The following is a 17,627-nucleotide window of genomic DNA, read 5'->3' as shown; positions in this document are numbered from 1 at the left end:
ATATTATAATTCCTCTGATAACTCATTAATAAGTTCAGCTAATTTAAATTCTAGTTCTCTAACCCTTCTTAATTTCTCTAGCACTTTCTCTCCTTCAGGAGTAATTCTATAACCATTTTCAGTCTCTTCTAGGTATCCTTTACTGATTAGATAGTCAGTGTACTTCTTCAGTATAGTAAAGCTTAAATTTGCATCTTTCATTATAGCAGATTTTGCAGTGTGCCCTTTTTCAACAAGGTCTAGAATGTCACTAATGATCTCAAGCTGGTCTCTTTTACTCCTCATACATATAAATGGTATAACCCGCTTGTATAAAAACTTTCACATTCTATTTATGTATTTTTATTTTCATTTGAAACATTCTCTACTTTTTCAACGATTTCTTTTAACAACTTGTAATCTTTTTCTCCTCTAAATCTTTCTACAATTTTCAGGATGTTTTCAAGATCTTCTTTACTGTAAGATGGTTCTACTATTTTAGTTAGTTTTCCTAAGACATCTACAAGAGGCTGGATACTTTCTATATATTCAGGCAATGTCAATTCAGGCAGTGATGAGTAGAGATTTATTAGTCCTATTGAGATCAAGTTCAACCCTTTTGTCACCACGTTCTTAAGTTCTTCTAACTGCTTAGCCCTATCTTGTATCTGTATAATCTCGTCCTTCTTTTTACTTAGTTCGTTAACGTAACTTGCTATTCTGTATTTCTGCACCTCGAGTGAGATCATAGCGTCTCTTACTTGCCTTGAAGCAAAGTACCTGATCTCTCCTCCATTGTTAAGAACATTTATGTAACCTTTAAAGTATAAGTCTCCTATACTTCTCTGTATTGACTCCCTGTCCATGTATACAGAGAGTGCTGAGAAAAGGGTGTTTGCATCTATCCCTCCGGGACCGGATTGAGAGATTAGAGTTAATATCAGCCTATCCCTTTTTTGAATGAACTCCATAACTACAATAGGGGTGAAGGAGATAAAAAGTGTAGCCAGTGCACCAGGCAAAGTTTTATGGATAGGCAGTTACTCCGTAGTGTTCGGAGGAATAGGTCATGTGATAGCTGTAAACAAGAGGGTTCACGCCGAGTGTAACATCTCCAACGAAAACTTGTTTGAGACATCATACGGGATTTTTAAAGGTAGAGGAAATGAGTTGATCGAAAGTGTGTTAAACCAGTTCAGAGTGATGTATGGCAATATACCGAAATTTCATGTTAAGCTAATCAACGACCCAGAGTTCATAATCAACGGTAGAAAAAGCGGTCTAGGTAGTTCTTCAGCTGCAACGGTCGCCTTAACAGCGTGCATCTTTTCCCTTTTAAGCGGAGGGAATAACCCTGACGAGGTGCACAAGATAGCTCAGAGAGCAAATTACGAGAGACAAAAAGGGATAGGTAGCGGTTTCGATGTGGCTTCTGCTGTATATGGCTCAATTATCTATAGAAGGTTTACTAACCTAGAGAAGATGGATTATTATGTGAAACCGTTAAGGATAAATAAGGAACTGGTGATGGCATTCATCGGGGAGAGTTTTGATACTGTAAGTTCTGTAGCCGAGTTCGTTAAGAAAAAAGAGGACCCGCGTTTTAAGGAGATAATGAGTATGATAGAAGAGGAGAACAAGTTTGCTATTGAACTTATAGAAAAGGGAAGATTAGAAGAGGCTGTTGAACACGTAAGGTTAGCTAGGAACATGCTCATGGACTTAGCTACTGAAGTAGTTAACGTTAAGATTGAAAACGATTTCACCAGAAAATTGGAAGAAATAGCAGAAAGAGAGGGGGCTATCTTTTCTCTGTCCCCTGGAGCTGGAGGTGAGTCAGTAGTGGCTATTGGCGATAACCTTGAAAGGGTGAAAGAGGCGTGGGGTAAAATTAAAGGTGTTTCAGTGATAACACTTAAAGAAGACGAGGGATTGAAATTTGAGGCATGAAGGTGAAGCTATAGCACCGTCAAATATAGCGATAGTCAAATATTGGGGAAAGAGAAATGAAGAACTTAACTTGCCTCTTAACTCCTCACTATCCGTAACTTTACAGGGTTTAGAGGTCAAGACTAAGGTGATCTTCGATGAGGAGTTCGATAAAGACGAGGTGATCATAAACGGGGAAAAGGCGAGCCCAGAGGAGGTCGAGGAATACAGCGGTAGAGTGTTAAAGATATTTCGCAAGATTTACGGTAAAGATATTTATGCGAAAGTGATTTCTCAGTCCAATTTCCCTAAGGCCGCTGGTCTCGCTTCTTCAGCAGCTGGTATTGCAGCTCTGGTCTATGCAGCTAATAGTGCCTTGGGTCTTGGTTTAGACCAAAAAGAGTTGTCTAAGATAGCTAGGATAGGCTCTGGAAGTGCATGCAGGAGTACGGTAGGGGGTTTCGTCCTTTGGACTAAAGGTGAAAGAGACGACGGAGAGGACTCGTATTGTTATCAAATATTCCCCGAATATCACTGGAAGGAATTGGTAGACGTCATACCAATTGTCTCGTCCAGCAAGAAGAAGGTGTCCTCACGTAAGGGGATGATAAGGACTTCCGAGACTTCGGCTTTGATGAAGTGCAGGGTGGAGTTCGTAGAAAATTCGTTAAAAGACGTTATAGACTCTATAGCAAAAAAAGACGAACAGAGGTTTTATTACTGGACTATGAGGCACAGTAACAATATGCATGCTGTGATACTTGACAGCTGGCCCTCATTTTTCTATCTTAATGACACCTCTTTTAGGATAATGGAGTGGATTCAGGATAGCGGAATAGCAGGTTACACTTTTGACGCAGGTCCTAACCCCCATATTTTCACTACTGAAAAACACGTTGATGAAGTCATAAACTTCATAAAGCAGCTAGGAATTACAAATTACTTCGTAACGAGAGTTGGCTCAGGGCCTAGAATCATCAACTAAGCTTCTGGTGAGACTTTACGCACTCATCAATTATTCTTTCATACTTTTTCACCTTTTCAGTCTGGTTTACGTGATAGACTATTATCGCCTTCTTTAGATCTTTGACTGCATTGATCAAATTGGAGAATTTCGACAGTTGATACATATTCTCTCCATCAAATATGTAGACGGCCTCTCCCTCTTCCCTATATGGAGTGTCGAAGAACTCGTAATATATTACACCACCCTCAGTTTCCCTACTCAACTCGGTTATCTCCTTCTTATCGATATCGTTGAGACAATCACCCTCAATATCCTTCTTTATCCTCTTGTACCCTGAACGGAAGAATATTGCTTGGGGGAACTTCTGATCCTCCATTACCGATATAGAGGCAAGAACATTAAAATCCGTTATGTGGAGCAAATTGTCTAGTACGAGTTTACCTTTTGAAATTAACTTAGCTATTGCGTGGGATAGTATTGAGTTATACATGCCGACTACGCTGTGGAAATAAACGTTTTCGAACATGTACATCCTAGCTAAAAGGAACTGTTCAACGATCGGGATAGCCTTTTTGAGAACTGCTATCTTACCGTCAACATAAGTCAATACCCTCTTCAACCTCTCCACGTCGTAAGAACCGTAGCCAACACCAGCGTAGTAGGAGTCTCTAAGTAAGTAATCTCCTCTGTCTGCATCAACGAAGTTGGAGACAAGTTGCAAGGCAAGTTTTTCCTCCTCGTTTTTAGGTTCTTCTCTGAGTACGTTGATGACGAACTTCACGGGGTCACTGTGAGATGAAAAGTTCTTTTCGAGTATACACGTAAGCTCGTTCTCGATTATGCTAATCCCGTTGTAGACATGGGTCTTTTTACCTTGGTAATTTATGTTTGTAATCCCGTAAACGTCCCTAGTAACTTGTAAAGCCGATTCAAAAGTGTGGGAGAAGGCTAAATGCCCTATGTCGTGAAGCAGACCGGTTACACCTACAAGTTCGACGTAGTCCTCGTCTACAAAATCTAGTCCTTCACTGTTCTTTTTAACGTATTGCAGAAACTCCTTTATAAGGTACATCACTCCCAAACTGTGTTCAAAACGTGTATGTCTCATCCCAGGGTATACCATGTGAGCTAAAGCGTTTTGACTTATGTACCTGAGCCTTTGGAAATAAGGGTGAGAAATGATTGGCAAAACTCTTTCGCTTATTTCTATGTAACCGTGTATAGGGTCTCTTATTAACTTACTCATTATGGAAAATACAACTGCAGAAATTTTATAAATTGATCAGTGCGTCAAGTATCGCATTAGCTCCTTGCATTACTTTCTTTTCCAGCTCCTCCTTACTTATCCACCCTCCCTTGACTAAACTATCGGAGATCACTACAACTGCCCCACTCTTCAATTTCCTTAACTTACTAAGTGCGAAAAGAGCAGCACACTCCATCTCAACAGCTATATTACCTCTTTCAGACCACTTCTTTGTGAAGTCTTCGTCCTCTGCATAAAATGCATCACTGCTGAATACATTGCCGGTAAAGAACTTAAGCCCCTTAGCCTTAAACGAGTTATACAGTGCTAACAATACGTCAAAATCGGGAGTGGATGAGATACATGCGTCCTCCTTGAAATACTGGTGAAAGAGACCACCCCGGTTGTAAGAAGCCCCAGTAACTATAACGTAGTCTCCTTTGTCCAACTCGGGGACTAAAGCTCCGGCTGTACCGTATCTAATGAAGACCTTCCCACCTAACATCGCTAATTCCTCGAGGACTATGGCTATCGAGGGACCACCTATTCCATGCGTCGCGATACTTACCTTAACATCCTTGTATTTGCCGGTGTAGACTAGAAAACCTCTGTTCTCGTTCACAATCTTGGGTTCTTCCAATAAAGTTGATAGTAGTTTAACCCTACTTGGGTCACCTGCTATTAAGACTCTTTCCGCGACTTCTCCTTTCTTAGCTAATATGTGAACCGGGTTCATTAAGATCAGCATTGAGTGTAATTTATATCATTAACTCATGACAGCCGGTGCTCATCATCCAACGTGTACTAATCATGACATGTGGTTATAAGCAATTGAATTTGCTCCCTTTTACTGAATTCATTTTTTATCATATTGAGCTAAAAATTTTAGAAAAGTTAGGATAGACTGTCATCCTTAACTATTGTAAAGTTATTAAAAACATTAGGAATAAGGTTTAAAAAGTCAGACGTAATACGTTATCTTATGAAAGAGAGAGTAGTAGAGGCTAAAAGACTGGTGGGAAAGAAGACCGTGAGAGGAAAGACATATGAGTACGAGTACTACACACTACCGCTGAACCTGTACATACCAAAGTCCATGGTTGAAAAGCACGGTACTAAGTTCATGCTACAAGTAGACGAAGAAAACGGTACTATCATAATAAAGCCAACCGAGAGTAAATAAAGAATCATCAATACTTTTTACAGAAACTGGGGGTTAAGGGGACGAAAAGCCTCGCCAAGGGGATGGATAGCCCCCTTATATTTAAATACTTCTTTTTCTAAAATTCTTTCAATGGCTAGGAGGGGTAATAAAGCGATCAGAGCTACAGTTTCTATGAAGATCGCTCTATCTGAACCCCTCCTAGTCCTCGTTAATAACTACGTTAAGGCACTCCGTTTCACCCTCTTTTGGTTGAAGGAAAATGTCCTGAACCCGGAAGAGAAGGGAGTGCTTTCGAAAGTTCACGATGAGTTGTACATGAGGTTAAGGGAGGAGTATAATCTACCATCAAAGGTTGCTGAGGATTGTTATAGGGAAGCTCTCGCGACGTACAAGGGTTGGTATAATAATCCTAAGAAGGGTAGGTTTCCAAGAGTATATAAGCCAACAGTTTGGTTAACACCAAGGGCAAGTTATAATGTTGACTTCGAAGAAATGACCGTTAGGATTGCGAGTGTTGGTGAACTTCCAATCTTAGGTTATCCCAGAAACTTGAAGGACTACATGAGTTGGAAGATGAAGGAGGCTAGGCTAACGGTTAAGGATGGGAAGGCTTTTCTAAAAGTGGTTTTTGAGAAGAAGAAAGAGAAGGTTGAGCCAAAGGAGAGTATTGCCGTAGATATTAATATGAATGAGATAGTTGTGGGGAAGGACGACGAGCACTACGTTAGGATTTCAACTCGTTTGCATGAGGTTCATCATTGGAAGTCTTTAGCTGAGAACCTACAGAAGAAGTACCCTAGAAGGTGGAGGGAGAATAAGAGGATCTTGTATAGAGTTCGTTCTTTCCACCAAAAGGCTAGGAGGATTATGGAGGATTTTGCTAGGAAGGTTGGGAAGTGGGTTGTTGAAATTGCTGGAGATTTTGGTGCCAATGTTATTAAATTGGAGAACCTAAGGAACCTCATCAAGAACGTAGATAGACTGCCAAGAGAGTTTAGGGATAAACTGTACTTAATGCAGTACCGTCGTTTGCAGTATTGGATTTCTTGGCAGGCTAGTAAACACGGAATGGTTATTGAGTTTGTTAATCCCAGTTATTCATCAGTCTCTTGCCCTAAGTGTGGTAGAAAGATGAAGGAGGTTTCCCATCGTTGGTTTAAATGTTCTTGCGGTTATGAGAATGATCGTGACGTTATTGCAATCATGAATTTAAATGGGAGGGGGTCTCTGACCCTCTCGACTGCCCACCAAATGAGAGATGTAAACCCGAATCGATGGTGGGAACGATGAGCTCTCTGGAAGGGAACCCTCGACCCTTCCAAGGTGGGGAGGAAGTCAGCTTCCGTAATCTTTCATAGCTTCAACAAAGACATCTTTTATTTGTTCAAAAGCAAAGTTTACATCACATTTCTTCACGGTCTCCTTTCCCATCAGCCCATATTTATCTGGGTCTTTCAAGACAATATCTATTTTTTGTGCTAATTCCTGATGATTACCACTCCTAAAGATGTACCCGTTAGCCCCATCTATAATTAACTCACTTACACCCGCACCTGAGCTCACTATTGCAGGCTTACCGTAAACCCAGCCCTCACAAACTACGAGTCCGAAACCCTCTATCCTAGATGGCAATACAATTACATCTGAAGTCGCATATATTGTAAACAGTTCCTCGTCGTCTACATGACCGGTGAATACTACTTTATCGTAGACTCCTAAGTTCTGAGCCAGAGCCTTTAGCTTTCTCGCCCATGAACTGGCCTTACCTGTTCCTAGAGCCCCGCTAGTAAAACTTCCGTTTCCAACCAGTAGTAATTTTACGTTAGGGGGTTTTTACCTCCTTCATAGCTGTTATAACCACGTCTTGACTCTTCATGGGATCCATCCTAGCCACTACAGTTATCACCTTATCGTCAGGTTTAAGACCGTATTTATCCCTTACCTTTTCAACCTCTCCTTTCCCTGGTTTCTTATATGACGACGTGTCTATGTAGGGATATATCTGTTTAACCTTTGTTCTGGCTCCTGCTCTTAACAACCCCTCTAAGTCCCTCTTCGTACTGACTATCACGTAGTCGAAGCCCTCAAAGGACTTTACAATGAAATCCCTGATCTTTCTAGAGAGGATCTCTGGTATGAAAGGTATGTGATACCAGAGCACAGCTGGAGCAGAGGGGCCTATAATCCCTCCTACTAAGAGCTGTTGAAAATCGTTGATGAAGTAAATGTCAGTGTCCTTATAAAATTGTAGAAGTTTCTTAGCGGATAGCCAGTTATAATCGGCATACGAGATGTAGTGGAAGGGTTGAATTTCGTATTTAGTCAGACCGTGGGACTCGTTGTATATCCCCTCTTTGAACTCCGTGTAACCTTTAAGTGTCTCCGGTTGGACGTCGATGAAATAAAACTCCTTACGGTTGTAAATAACCTCCGGAGAGTAGCCAGGACCTAGAGACACCCATCTAGCTTTTGAAAACTTATCTAATATCGCCATCATCGTTTTGGCAACTCCGCCAACAGAAATGTAGTAGTCAGAGCTGTCTATGGTAGATAAGTCTATGGGCAACTCAAGGTAACCGTACTTCTCAACGAGGTCTCGGTATGCCTGTCTGAACCTTATGGGAGGAGTTTGAGTATTAATTGCTACTGAAACCATGGCGTAATGATTAATGTTAGCTATCATGTTTAAAAAAGTAAGCTCAGATTATGATACCATGAATTACACATTCCTATCTAACGGATTAACATCGGCCCTTGAGGTAAACGGAAGTATTGAGTGGTTTCCCGTACCTCGTTATGATTCACCTTCAGTTTTCACCAAGATTCTTGATAGCGAAAAAGGTGGTTACTTTTTACTTACCCCTTTATCAAACGAGTACAAAGTGCAACAAGAGTACTTAGGTTATTCACTAGTAGTTAAGACCTCTTTCAAGACTACTTCGGGAGAGGCGAAAGTAATAGACTTTCTTCCCCTCTCCTTACCTGCGATCATAAGGCTTTACGATAGTGAAGTGGAGTTGAAAGCTGTCGTCAGACCCGTTTTCAATTACGGTTTGATTAATGCTGGGACTGAAATACTTGAGGACAAAGGCGTTGTCTACAAAAACCCTTTGTCGAAGGAAGGCTTAGAGCTTCTAATATACGGGAACTTTGAAATAAAATCACCTTACGAGATTACTATTAAACCCGGAAAGGGATACCTCTACTTACTCTATTCAAAAGATTTGAGATACGGAATCTTTAGCCAAAAAGGCTTTGTGTATTCTATGCCTTACGATGCCTTCTCGAAACTGATAAGCTATACGGAAAAGGAACTGTCCAAAGCGAGAAAAGTGAACGTTCTGAGAGATATGTACTACCGCTCCCTATCAGTGATTCTAGGAATGTACTATAGGCCTTCGGGAGGAATTGTAGCATCTCCTACGTCCTCGATCCCAGAAATAGTCGGAGAGAGCAGAAACTGGGACTATAGGTTTGTCTGGGTCAGGGACTCCTCTTACGCTGTAGAAGCTCTAGTTAAGGCTGGGTTAACTAACTATGCTAGGAGGACATTAGACTTCTTAATTAGTGTTTTAGATCCTTCCTCAAAGAGCTTCGATCATCCATTTTATACAATTGACGGTACACCACCTCCAGCTGAGGAAACTCTTGATTGGCTAAGCGGATTCCTCAATAGTAAACCCGTTAGGATCGGCAACGCGGCTTATTTACAAATACAAATGGACGTGGAAGGAGCATTTATGAACGCCTTGTACACGTATTATAAGGAGACTGAAGATGATGATTATGTTGATAGGAACTTCTGGGCCGTTGAATCAATAGCGTCTTGGGTTAAATCTTCGTGGAGAGAACCGAGCACCGACATATGGGAGGAAAGGGGAGTGACAAGACATTACACCCATACTAAAGTCATGAGTTGGGTGTCGATGGATAGGGCTTCAAAACTGGCTTCAGCACTCGGTTATAACGAGCTGGCTGAGGAATGGAAGATCACAGCTAATGAAATAAGAGAGGATGTAATAAGGAACGGAGTAAAAGACGGGTCTTTTATAAGGTATTATGGTGGAGATGAATTAGATGCCGCACTCTTAACGTTACCTCTCTACGATTTCATAAAAGCCGAAGATAAAGTGTTTCTGAACACACTAGATAGAATAGAAAAGGAGTTGAAAGTGGGGGAAGGTTTATATTTAAGGTACAGAAAGGACTTCATGGGCTTTGCCGTAAATCCCTTTACGTTAGTGACTCTGTGGATGGCGAGAGTTTACGTAAGGTTAAACCAAGAGGGTAAGGCATTGGAGTTATTGGATAGAATTAGGAAATGCTCCTCCCCTCTGGGCTTAATAGGTGAACATATAGACCCCAAGACGTGTGAGGCAAGGGGTAATTTCCCCCACTTATTCCCGCACTCTGGGGTAGTAATGACAATAATTGAACTGGAGGAGAAGAAGAATGAAAAACAGCAGAATGTTCCAATTGATCAATGAGGCGATCGAGGAGATAGAAAAATTCGGGTCTTGTGAAAGTGCATATTATATTCTGAAGTACTTGGCTAATAGTCGGGATAACTTATGCGAAGAAGAGGAAGTTGATTACGATATAACGATAGACAACTTAATTTTCTTAGCTATGAACGGGAAACGTACGGAGAAAAAATATAAGTTATACGTGAACGCTTTTTTCGTTTACGATATGGTATCTTCTTCTCTCGCAGTTCAGAACCCCCTATTCACGTTTAGATGGGGAAAGTTATATTTCATTTACAGCTCTAGAATTAAGTCTCACTTGAACGCTCTGGTTAAGAATAAATTTCTATATTTAACTAGGAGTCAAGTTAGACTTACTCAGAGGGGAGAAGAAGAGATGGAAGGAGTTAAAACACTGCTCAGTAAAGACTATTTAAGAAAGATAAATGAGAAGTTGAAGGAAATCGATAAGATGAAGTTGAAAGATTTGAAAATATATACTAAGAATTATCTATTTACAAAAAGTTGAGAACTATTTCATCGATTTCAGTTTAATGGAAAAGTCTTGCTTCGTAGTAATTATCTACTTTATTGAGTGAAAAATAGAAAATGACTTCATATTGGGTTAAATAATTTGCAAAGATAAATTAAACAATGCTTACTTATCTTCATCTAGATGCTATTTATTCTTTCAATCCATCTAAATATCTAATTCTAACTATTTCAAAAATTTAGACATGAATTTGAAAATAATTTACTTTGAAAAGTTAAAAAAGTTATATATTATATTTTGTTACTTAAAAAATTATTCTCTATTTCTCTTTGTAGTAAAATTTAATTTAATTAGTTGATATTATACTATTGATATAAAGTTCTATAAAATTGACTAACTTTTTTAATCCGCGTCGCGCTAACGTTTTAAACATGAGTACAACAAATCCCATGTGGAAGAAGTAGAAAAGCTTATAAAAGAAGGTAAATATAAAGATGCCTTAAACCTAGTCAAGGGACATAAAGACTCTCCAATAAAGTTTTACTACTTAGCCCTTATCTATTTCAAGATCGGGAATTTAAAAGAGGCGTTAAGGTTTTCGGAGAAGGCTAAGAGGACTGGTAATGAACCAAGATTTTCTACCCTTTATAGTTACATACTTTATTCTCTAGGACATGAGCAACAAGACGTCGAGTTATTTGAAAGAGCCCTAAAGGAGATGCAAAAAGCGTTACAGACAAATAAGCAGCTTGAATACGACCCAGAGTTCCTTTACTACGTGGCTAACACTCTCTATGAGCTGGAAAAGTATAAAGAGGCTCTAGACGCTATTAACAAAGCTATAATAATAAAAGAAGATGAGTCGATGCGTAAACTTAAGGGCGATATACTCTTTAAACTCGGTAAATATGAGGATGCTATAAAGGAGTATGAAAAAGGTATTGAAAAAGACGAGAACCTTTACGCTATAGGCTTTACTTATTACAAGATGGGAGAGCATAAAAAGGCACTCGAATATCTTGATAAGGCAATTACAATTAACCCCGGCAATCCATATTATTACGAGACTAAAGCCGAAATACTTCTTGAATTAGAGAAAAAAGAGGAGGCAATTAGAGAGATAAGCAAGGCTTTAGAAATAGACCCAGATAACCCGTACTTGATATCTACTCAGGTTGAAATTCTGTCTCACTTGGATCAAGAAAAAGCCCTGAAGATTGCAAAAGAATTCGTCAAGGATTTTGAAGAATATAGAGATATATTTTGTGAAGACATTAAGGAGAAAAAAATAAAAGGTAAAGTGAAAGAAGAAGTAGAAATCTTATGTTCATAAGTGAAACAGGTATATAAGTCCGTGTTAGTAATTTCCCAGAAAAGAGAGTCTTAAGTGAAGGCATTAAAAATTATCAGCTCATTATAAGTTAACATAGATCCTTTAAATCTACACACCTTTAAATTTCAATTCGGAAAAAAAAATTCGGTTAATAGATCAGAAAGACCTCGATCTTTTTGGGCGGGATTGAAATCAGGCTATGATAACGCTAAGTTGAAACACTTAGTTTTCTACATAAATTACTTACTTTTAACGCACACAAGGAATTTTTGTTCATTAAGCATTTCGCTCAAATGCGCAACAGCTACTACGTTATACTTCTTAGCAATCTCAACTAATTCTTTTGCCTTATCTTTTCTATTCTCATTTATTACGAATCCCACTGTGTTGTATTTACTAAATATTACACGCCTAAGAAAAGCCTCTGTGTTATTTATTACGTTAAAGTTAAAGAGCCAACAATGATTCAGATTTAACCTCTCCAGATAGTCACTAATATACTTCTCTACGAAGCTCGATGCTGTTACCGTCATTATTATCCACCTACTTGTTTGTAATGTAAATTAAATATATATACTCTTTCACTTAAACTCTTTATAAACTTTTATATTCAAGGAGTGGGTGTGACCTATTATAGACCATAGAGTGTGTAAGAAACTCATTAATGTTTTTAACTTCATAACTTGTGCCCTTCAGTAAATAATATTAAAATATGGGGCTGCTTTACTCGGGGCGAAGATTTTATATTCCATTCAAGGCAATTTTTAAATGCCGCGGTAGCTCAGCCTGGCTAGAGCGCTGCCCTGGTATACAGGGCAGACAGGCAGAGGTCCCGGGTTCAAATCCCGGCCGCGGCTTTTCCTTTATTTATGATCAATTTCGTGTATTCAATAATAATAACAAGGTTCTGATCAACACTAAGTATTACTACGGGTCCTAGCTACAATGAGTTGCAATATTGTATAAGAAAATCTCTAAATATGTTTATAAAAATGGATATAAATAAGGGAAGAAACAAAAAACACCTTTTCTGAGACGACTTTTTATACTAAAGAGTTGCCCGTTACTTCTAAGTACGGTACATTGCCACTATTAGGATAGTAATAAGTCGGCACTAGTGTAACTTGAGAATCAACGGGAGGTGCAATTAGATAGTAATAATAGAGGTGAGAGATCCCATTAGGTAAATTACTACTTAGTTGGTTCGTTATGTTAACGTAAGGACCGTTAGCCAACATGAGGTTGGTCAGCGAACTCGTGCCCGAATATATCATAAACTGATAATTGGGCTCGGGACCTACCTCCACGATAGCTCCGGTATTTAACGGTAAGGGTATTTGTAAATTCATCGTCACCACTGGGTTAGACCCTGAAGTACTATATATTGCTAACTCAAGATAAGTTTTAGAACCACTCACATAACCCTCAATAACGTACATGTACTTGTTGTTAGCGCTCAATAACTCGTTACTAGAGGAATAACCTACTAACGTATTGTTTACATACAATGTTACGTTATATTCAGTCGGGGTCACCGGTTTCACGTTTAAGGAGATATCTACTTGGTAAGTTTGGTTGGTCAACAAGGCGTTAATAACCGTAGTAGACCCGTTATTTGGAACTACGTCAAACCAACCCGTCATATATAATGGAGCATTACTGTTTAATCCCAAGGGTAACACGTACTTAAATACCAAGTTATTTTCGTAATTATTTGCAATTCCCGGTTTAATAGAAATGTTATTATTGTTGTCAATAAATGAAACTTGTTGGCCGTAAAATATATCATAACCTACTGATGTTATATTATCTTCTCCGCTAAAGAGTATAGAGGGTGATTGTATTGCAATTTGTCCGTTTACATTTATTAGGTTATTCCCAATAAACTGAGTTGAACTTGTTGAAGATGATAAAGACCCAGTATTGATTATAAGATTTCCATTGGGTATATTTAACTGTGAACCTCCATAGAAATCCACGTTAGTGGACGAACCATTTATAACCATACCTCCTTGCACAGTTGTATTACTAGTTCCTTCAAATGAGACTAAACCAGTTTGACCGTTAGTCTGTAAGAATACGGGATATTTACTGTCTATAACGGTATCACCAATAAATGTAATACGATTAGCACTCATGCTCATTACGGGGGAGTTTTGATAAATGCGTACATTGCCATTAACATTGCCCTTAAAGAATATACTAGAGGAAATACCCGTTAAGTTCATAATCGTCGGCCCGTCAGATACTATTTTAATTGAGGTTCCGCTAAAAGTTACGTAGGCACTAATTTCTGAGGAATTGAATAATAGTCCATCTTTGGCTACCATATTTAAGTTATTATTTATGCCTACACTTCCCTCAAACACTGGAATGCTATTAAACGTGATATTGGCTACATTTGGCACAGTAAATGTGTTCTCAAATATTACTAAACTATTAAATGTTAAGTCCACTCCAAGGTCAGTAACTGTTTCTTCGAATATAACCGGAGCGTTGAAGGTAATGTTGAAAGGTCCACTACCGGCAGACGTGCTAAAAGTGACGGAGTTAGTAAAGATGGTCGGAGTACTTATTGTTACGGGTTTTGACACTGAAATTGAGGTAGTCGAATTAGTCTGAAATTGACTTTTGTATTGGTTGTATATCTGGTTTGCCTCATGTTCTAATTGTAACTGGTATTCATAAGGGTTGTATAGTTGATACAACGGATTAAGCAAATCGGTTATAGGCACGTTTGGAATATTATTGTTGGAACCGTATGGAGGTAACTGAACTGGACCGACTGTAGTAATGCTTGTACCAGGTGAATAGTACAAGTAATTAGCTGTAACATGGTCAATGCCATTAAATATAAGCTGGCCTTGTCCTCCGTCATTATATCCAATATCACCAGGGACTTGTATTTCATCGTTTCCATAAAAAGTTACCGTAGACGTAGGGCCTGTTTCAAATAGTAACGAATACTGTCCGAAATACTGTTCAAACAATTGTCCGTAAGTAGTTATGACCACACTAGATATATTCCCTGAGTAAGTATTCACATATTGTTGAGCTTCAATTACTGGATATGCAATCCTGAACATTTGACCAGATATGTTAGCTAAAATCCATATGACTGGTACATAAGACGCGTTAGTTGTGAAGCTCACGTTCAAAACGCTATTTGGCTTTACCTCAAACGCGTAAAAACTAATACCAGCTATACTTCTAGTTAGTAAGTTTACTTGAGTGTTCTGGAATGTAACTTCTTTTATTACTCCGCTCCCTAAAACGCTGACGTAACCAATGTAGTTAGGATTAGAAATTTGGTTTATATAACCGCCATAATAGCCCTCCGGAATGTAGTTGTATGGGGCATAGTTGGTTTTCATTAAGAAGGGTACTACATATAAAGGCCCACTGAAGTTTAAGTTTAAGGTTACTAATGACCTTACTGATAAGTTCAACGGTATATTAGGTTCTGTAGGTATTATGTAGCTTATAACCGGTGGTGAGTACGATATATATATTTCCTTAGACAATTCCATTGCTGTCTGTAAGGGTATAATACTATTCGAGGTGATAGCACTTAGAGACGAATAATAACCTACAACAACTACAGCTAAGGATATCGTGATTATAACAAGAATTAGTGTTGTGACTGCATAACTCATAAGTAAATTTTGCCCAATCATCTATTTTAATTTTTCTTTCAGATACAAGGTTAACGAAAATTTTTATGACAATTAACGTATCATGTTTGTGAAACTAATATATATCATATTAATAAAACTAATTTTTTCTCGTCAGATTTACCTTTGACAACTGATAATTAGATCGATCTGTATTTTAAAAGCGAGTCAAGGATAACGAGCATTCTAAGAATACGTTTATGCCTTCGGTAGGATAGCAAAAGGCCTTGTTCTTTGAAGCCTCACCGATTATTAGGACTATAGGTTAGCGAAATGCACTTTTATTAAAAACTACGTGTTAAAAACTACGTCGCCGCTTAGACTTTATATCAAAATAATAATAAATAATATAATATATAATTTACTTTATCTTCCGACACTTCCCTATATTTCTTACGCCTTTACTTTACTAATCCAGTGATGAGTGTTATTAACACGTCAAAGCTATGACTATCTGTGCTTAGCCTTAGGAAAGTTTCTATTCGCTTACTCAATCCACCTTATAGAAGTGTCCGTTGGAAGACGTGTTCATCTAACCTTATGTTCATTTTCATAGAAGACTAATAGAAAATTATGAATAAATTTTTAGCATATTTATCCTAAAATCTTTATTATACTTGATTCAATCCTATACAGATAATCGGAAATAATTAGTTATGCTAATATTATCGAACGAAAGGAATAAATAGAAGGTTTTACAGACTTGTTTATATGGTATCAGTAGCAGCTAGTGAGTTTCTGTTAGTCGCTGCAGCTTTAGTTATAGGGTTAGTCTTCTTTGGGCTCACCCAAGCATTAATAATCCCTCAATATGCTTTTACACTCGCTGAACAACAAGCTAGGACTTTAGCGTCAGCGTCTTTTATTTCAGTTTCCCCTCCAGACATAGGTACTAATGGGTATTCCTTTGTAGTATATCCTTACATACCTGGTTTCAATGGTAACGTTACGGTCTTTATGTTTGAAGAACCTGCGTCTTTACTACCTTCTATAGCCGTTCTTACCCCCCAGTCTTCATCTACTTCTTTTTCAGCTAGTTTCCCTAACGGGACAAGTATGACTAAGGTAACAGTAGGTCCCATATATGACACTAATGGGCATGAACTCACAGAGTCAATAACGGGTTATACGTTACCGGCTAATTATCCGTTCGTGATAAGTGGTACTATACCAAAAGGGGAGATACTAATAATATGGGTGATATATAGTACGGGAAATTACTATTTTAGGATAGCATACACATATACTACGGGGTGATAGTTGTGAAAGCACAAGCTTCTGTAATTGTCGGGCTAATATTTATGATCATATTGTTTAGTGTGATAATACCATTCCTCGCGTTCACTATGACCTCACCGTCTTACGACATTCAAGGTAAGCAATATGTCTCTCAGGCTACACAAGCAAGGGATCAACAAATGTTCCAGATAGAAAGTGGGGATCCCTTAATATCCTACGTACTAACCCCAAGCGGACAAGACGTATTAAACTTCGAATTCCTCCACGGCTTTTATCCTCTGCAAATTAGGGGGATTTATTACTTCAACGGGACTTCATGGGTACCTGCATACCCTGGGAACTTGACCGTAAGTTCCGATCTGACGATATACTTGTTTACGCCGAGCTTTTATTCGGGACCTATAGATATAGTAACGTCTTATGCTAACCAAATAGTACTCTATCCAAAACAATTCGGTGGGCTGGAGTGTACAAACATATGGACTTTGTTCTTAAATAATCAACAGTCCAGTGCATACGTCACGTTATACCCGGGACAGAATACGCAAGTTGTGTATATATATGCTGAGGGCTCGCCTAGTGAACAAAGTGTGACCAGTGAAATGACTTTGTACTTACCTAATGGCACGGAAATATTCGAACCTAACACTACTGCTCTTCCAGCAGTAATAGGTTCAGGGGAAATAGTAGCTCTTCCAAACGGTACTACTATAATATACCCAAATCCAAATAACGGAGTAGTCGCTATTGAGATAATCAAGGACTATGCGACTGTGCAAGTTAGTGGGGGGTATATACAACAGAAATGCCTTCACGCCAATGGTTTACCTCTGTCTTCTTTCCTCACCGGATACCAGAGTGATAACGACAACATAGGCATGTTAAATGCTACGAAACGCGGCGGAAGTAACAACCCAATGCTACAGTCCCAAACAATAATACAGTGGGTAATACCAGACTCTGGAATCCACCAAGGGTTAGATATACCGTATGTTGAAGCTTCTACTGGTCCTAATGGTGGAGGACCAGGAGGTGGACCAGGTGGTGGAGGACCAGGAGGTGGACCAGGTGGTGGAGGACCAGGAGGTGGACCAGGTGGTGGAGGACCAGGAGGTGGACCAGGTGGTGGAGGACCA

At 38.9% G+C, this 17,627-nt stretch carries 17 protein-coding genes and 1 tRNA gene; 10 read left to right on the top strand and 8 right to left on the bottom strand.

All coding sequences use genetic code 11. The features are described from left to right. Positions 1-3: 3 nt before the first annotated feature. Positions 4-285, bottom strand: coding sequence for a winged helix-turn-helix domain-containing protein (locus tag WIW89_RS11400; RefSeq protein WP_337720864.1), 282 nt, complete (start codon positions 283-285; stop codon positions 4-6). A 47-nt stretch (positions 286-332) separates the two neighbouring features. Continuing rightward, the gene (locus tag WIW89_RS11395) at positions 333-950 is read right to left on the bottom strand and encodes a hypothetical protein (RefSeq protein WP_337720863.1); all 618 of its coding nucleotides are present in this window, start codon (positions 948-950) and stop codon (positions 333-335) included. On the opposite strand from WIW89_RS11395, the gene WIW89_RS11390 reads away from it, so the two are divergent. Further along, complete coding sequence (locus WIW89_RS11390) at positions 940-1,929, top strand: GHMP family kinase ATP-binding protein (protein ID WP_337720862.1); 990 nt, start codon at positions 940-942, stop codon at positions 1,927-1,929. The two genes, WIW89_RS11395 and WIW89_RS11390, sit on opposite strands and share 11 nt — an antisense overlap. Continuing rightward, positions 1,919-2,893 (top strand): diphosphomevalonate decarboxylase, encoded by a 975-nt coding sequence (mvaD, locus tag WIW89_RS11385; protein WP_337720861.1) that lies wholly within the window; start codon positions 1,919-1,921, stop codon positions 2,891-2,893. The genes WIW89_RS11390 and mvaD overlap by 11 nt, the downstream gene beginning before the upstream one ends. Here mvaD and WIW89_RS11380 read toward each other — a convergent pair. Both WIW89_RS11380 and WIW89_RS11375 read right to left on the bottom strand, forming a co-directional pair. After that, complete coding sequence (locus tag WIW89_RS11380) at positions 2,886-4,121, bottom strand: HD domain-containing protein (protein WP_337720860.1); 1,236 nt, start codon at positions 4,119-4,121, stop codon at positions 2,886-2,888. The genes mvaD and WIW89_RS11380 overlap by 8 nt on opposite strands. A gap of 25 nt (positions 4,122-4,146) precedes the next feature. After that, complete coding sequence (locus tag WIW89_RS11375; RefSeq protein WP_337720896.1) at positions 4,147-4,857, bottom strand: purine-nucleoside phosphorylase; 711 nt, start codon at positions 4,855-4,857, stop codon at positions 4,147-4,149. Positions 4,858-5,103: 246 nt separating this feature from the next. Between WIW89_RS11375 and WIW89_RS11370 the strand changes: the two genes are divergently transcribed. Then, positions 5,104-5,304, top strand: a complete 201-nt coding sequence (locus WIW89_RS11370) for a hypothetical protein (protein ID WP_156004727.1) — start codon at positions 5,104-5,106, stop codon at positions 5,302-5,304. Between the two features lie 111 nt (positions 5,305-5,415). Continuing rightward, entirely contained in the window at positions 5,416-6,576 is a 1,161-nt protein-coding gene (locus WIW89_RS11365; RefSeq protein ID WP_337720859.1) for an RNA-guided endonuclease TnpB family protein, read from the top strand. A gap of 45 nt (positions 6,577-6,621) precedes the next feature. On the opposite strand, the gene WIW89_RS11360 is transcribed toward WIW89_RS11365, so the two are convergent. Both WIW89_RS11360 and WIW89_RS11355 read right to left on the bottom strand, forming a co-directional pair. Next, the gene (locus WIW89_RS11360; protein ID WP_337720895.1) at positions 6,622-7,095 is read right to left on the bottom strand and encodes a glycosyltransferase family 4 protein; all 474 of its coding nucleotides are present in this window, start codon (positions 7,093-7,095) and stop codon (positions 6,622-6,624) included. Positions 7,096-7,108: 13 nt separating this feature from the next. Continuing rightward, positions 7,109-7,969, bottom strand: a complete 861-nt coding sequence (locus WIW89_RS11355; protein WP_337720857.1) for a hypothetical protein — start codon at positions 7,967-7,969, stop codon at positions 7,109-7,111. A gap of 31 nt (positions 7,970-8,000) precedes the next feature. Here WIW89_RS11355 and treH2 point away from each other — a divergent pair, with 31 nt between their 5' ends. The 3 genes from treH2 to WIW89_RS11340 all read left to right on the top strand — a co-directional run bounded on the left by treH2 (position 8,001) and on the right by WIW89_RS11340 (position 11,578). Further along, positions 8,001-9,773 carry an alpha,alpha-trehalase TreH2 gene (gene treH2, locus WIW89_RS11350; protein WP_337720856.1) on the top strand — a complete coding sequence of 591 codons (1,773 nt, stop codon included), beginning with the start codon at positions 8,001-8,003 and terminating at the stop codon, positions 9,771-9,773. Next, entirely contained in the window at positions 9,739-10,281 is a 543-nt protein-coding gene (locus tag WIW89_RS11345) for a hypothetical protein (protein ID WP_337720855.1), read from the top strand. Before treH2 ends, WIW89_RS11345 begins: the two co-directional genes overlap by 35 nt. Positions 10,282-10,696: 415 nt before the next feature. Continuing rightward, a complete protein-coding gene (locus WIW89_RS11340) occupies positions 10,697-11,578 on the top strand; it encodes a tetratricopeptide repeat protein (protein ID WP_337720854.1) in 882 nt (293 codons plus the stop codon). Positions 11,579-11,817: 239 nt separating this feature from the next. Here WIW89_RS11340 and WIW89_RS11335 read toward each other — a convergent pair whose 3' ends face one another. Next, on the bottom strand, positions 11,818-12,111 hold the full coding sequence (locus tag WIW89_RS11335) for a hypothetical protein (RefSeq protein WP_337720853.1): 294 nt from the start codon (positions 12,109-12,111) through the stop codon (positions 11,818-11,820). 237 nt (positions 12,112-12,348) lie between these two features. Between WIW89_RS11335 and WIW89_RS11330 the strand changes: the two genes are divergently transcribed. Continuing rightward, positions 12,349-12,435: transfer RNA gene (locus tag WIW89_RS11330), tRNA-Thr, on the top strand. Positions 12,436-12,621: 186 nt separating this feature from the next. On the opposite strand, the gene WIW89_RS11325 is transcribed toward WIW89_RS11330, so the two are convergent. Beyond that, complete coding sequence (locus WIW89_RS11325; RefSeq protein ID WP_337720852.1) at positions 12,622-15,234, bottom strand: hypothetical protein; 2,613 nt, start codon at positions 15,232-15,234, stop codon at positions 12,622-12,624. Between the two features lie 729 nt (positions 15,235-15,963). Here WIW89_RS11325 and WIW89_RS11320 point away from each other — a divergent pair. Both WIW89_RS11320 and WIW89_RS11315 read left to right on the top strand, forming a co-directional pair. After that, positions 15,964-16,509, top strand: coding sequence for a hypothetical protein (locus WIW89_RS11320; RefSeq protein WP_337720851.1), 546 nt, complete (start codon positions 15,964-15,966; stop codon positions 16,507-16,509). Between the two features lie 5 nt (positions 16,510-16,514). Beyond that, a partial coding sequence (locus WIW89_RS11315) for a hypothetical protein (RefSeq protein WP_337720850.1) occupies positions 16,515-17,627 on the top strand: 1,113 nt, incomplete at its 3' end.

Source organism: Stygiolobus sp. CP850M (genome assembly GCF_037389425.1).
Taxonomy (GTDB): Archaea; Thermoproteota; Thermoprotei_A; order Sulfolobales; family Sulfolobaceae; genus Stygiolobus.
The sequence above is the reverse complement of the archived record's forward strand: the minus strand, read 5'-3'. Positions and strand labels throughout refer to the sequence as shown.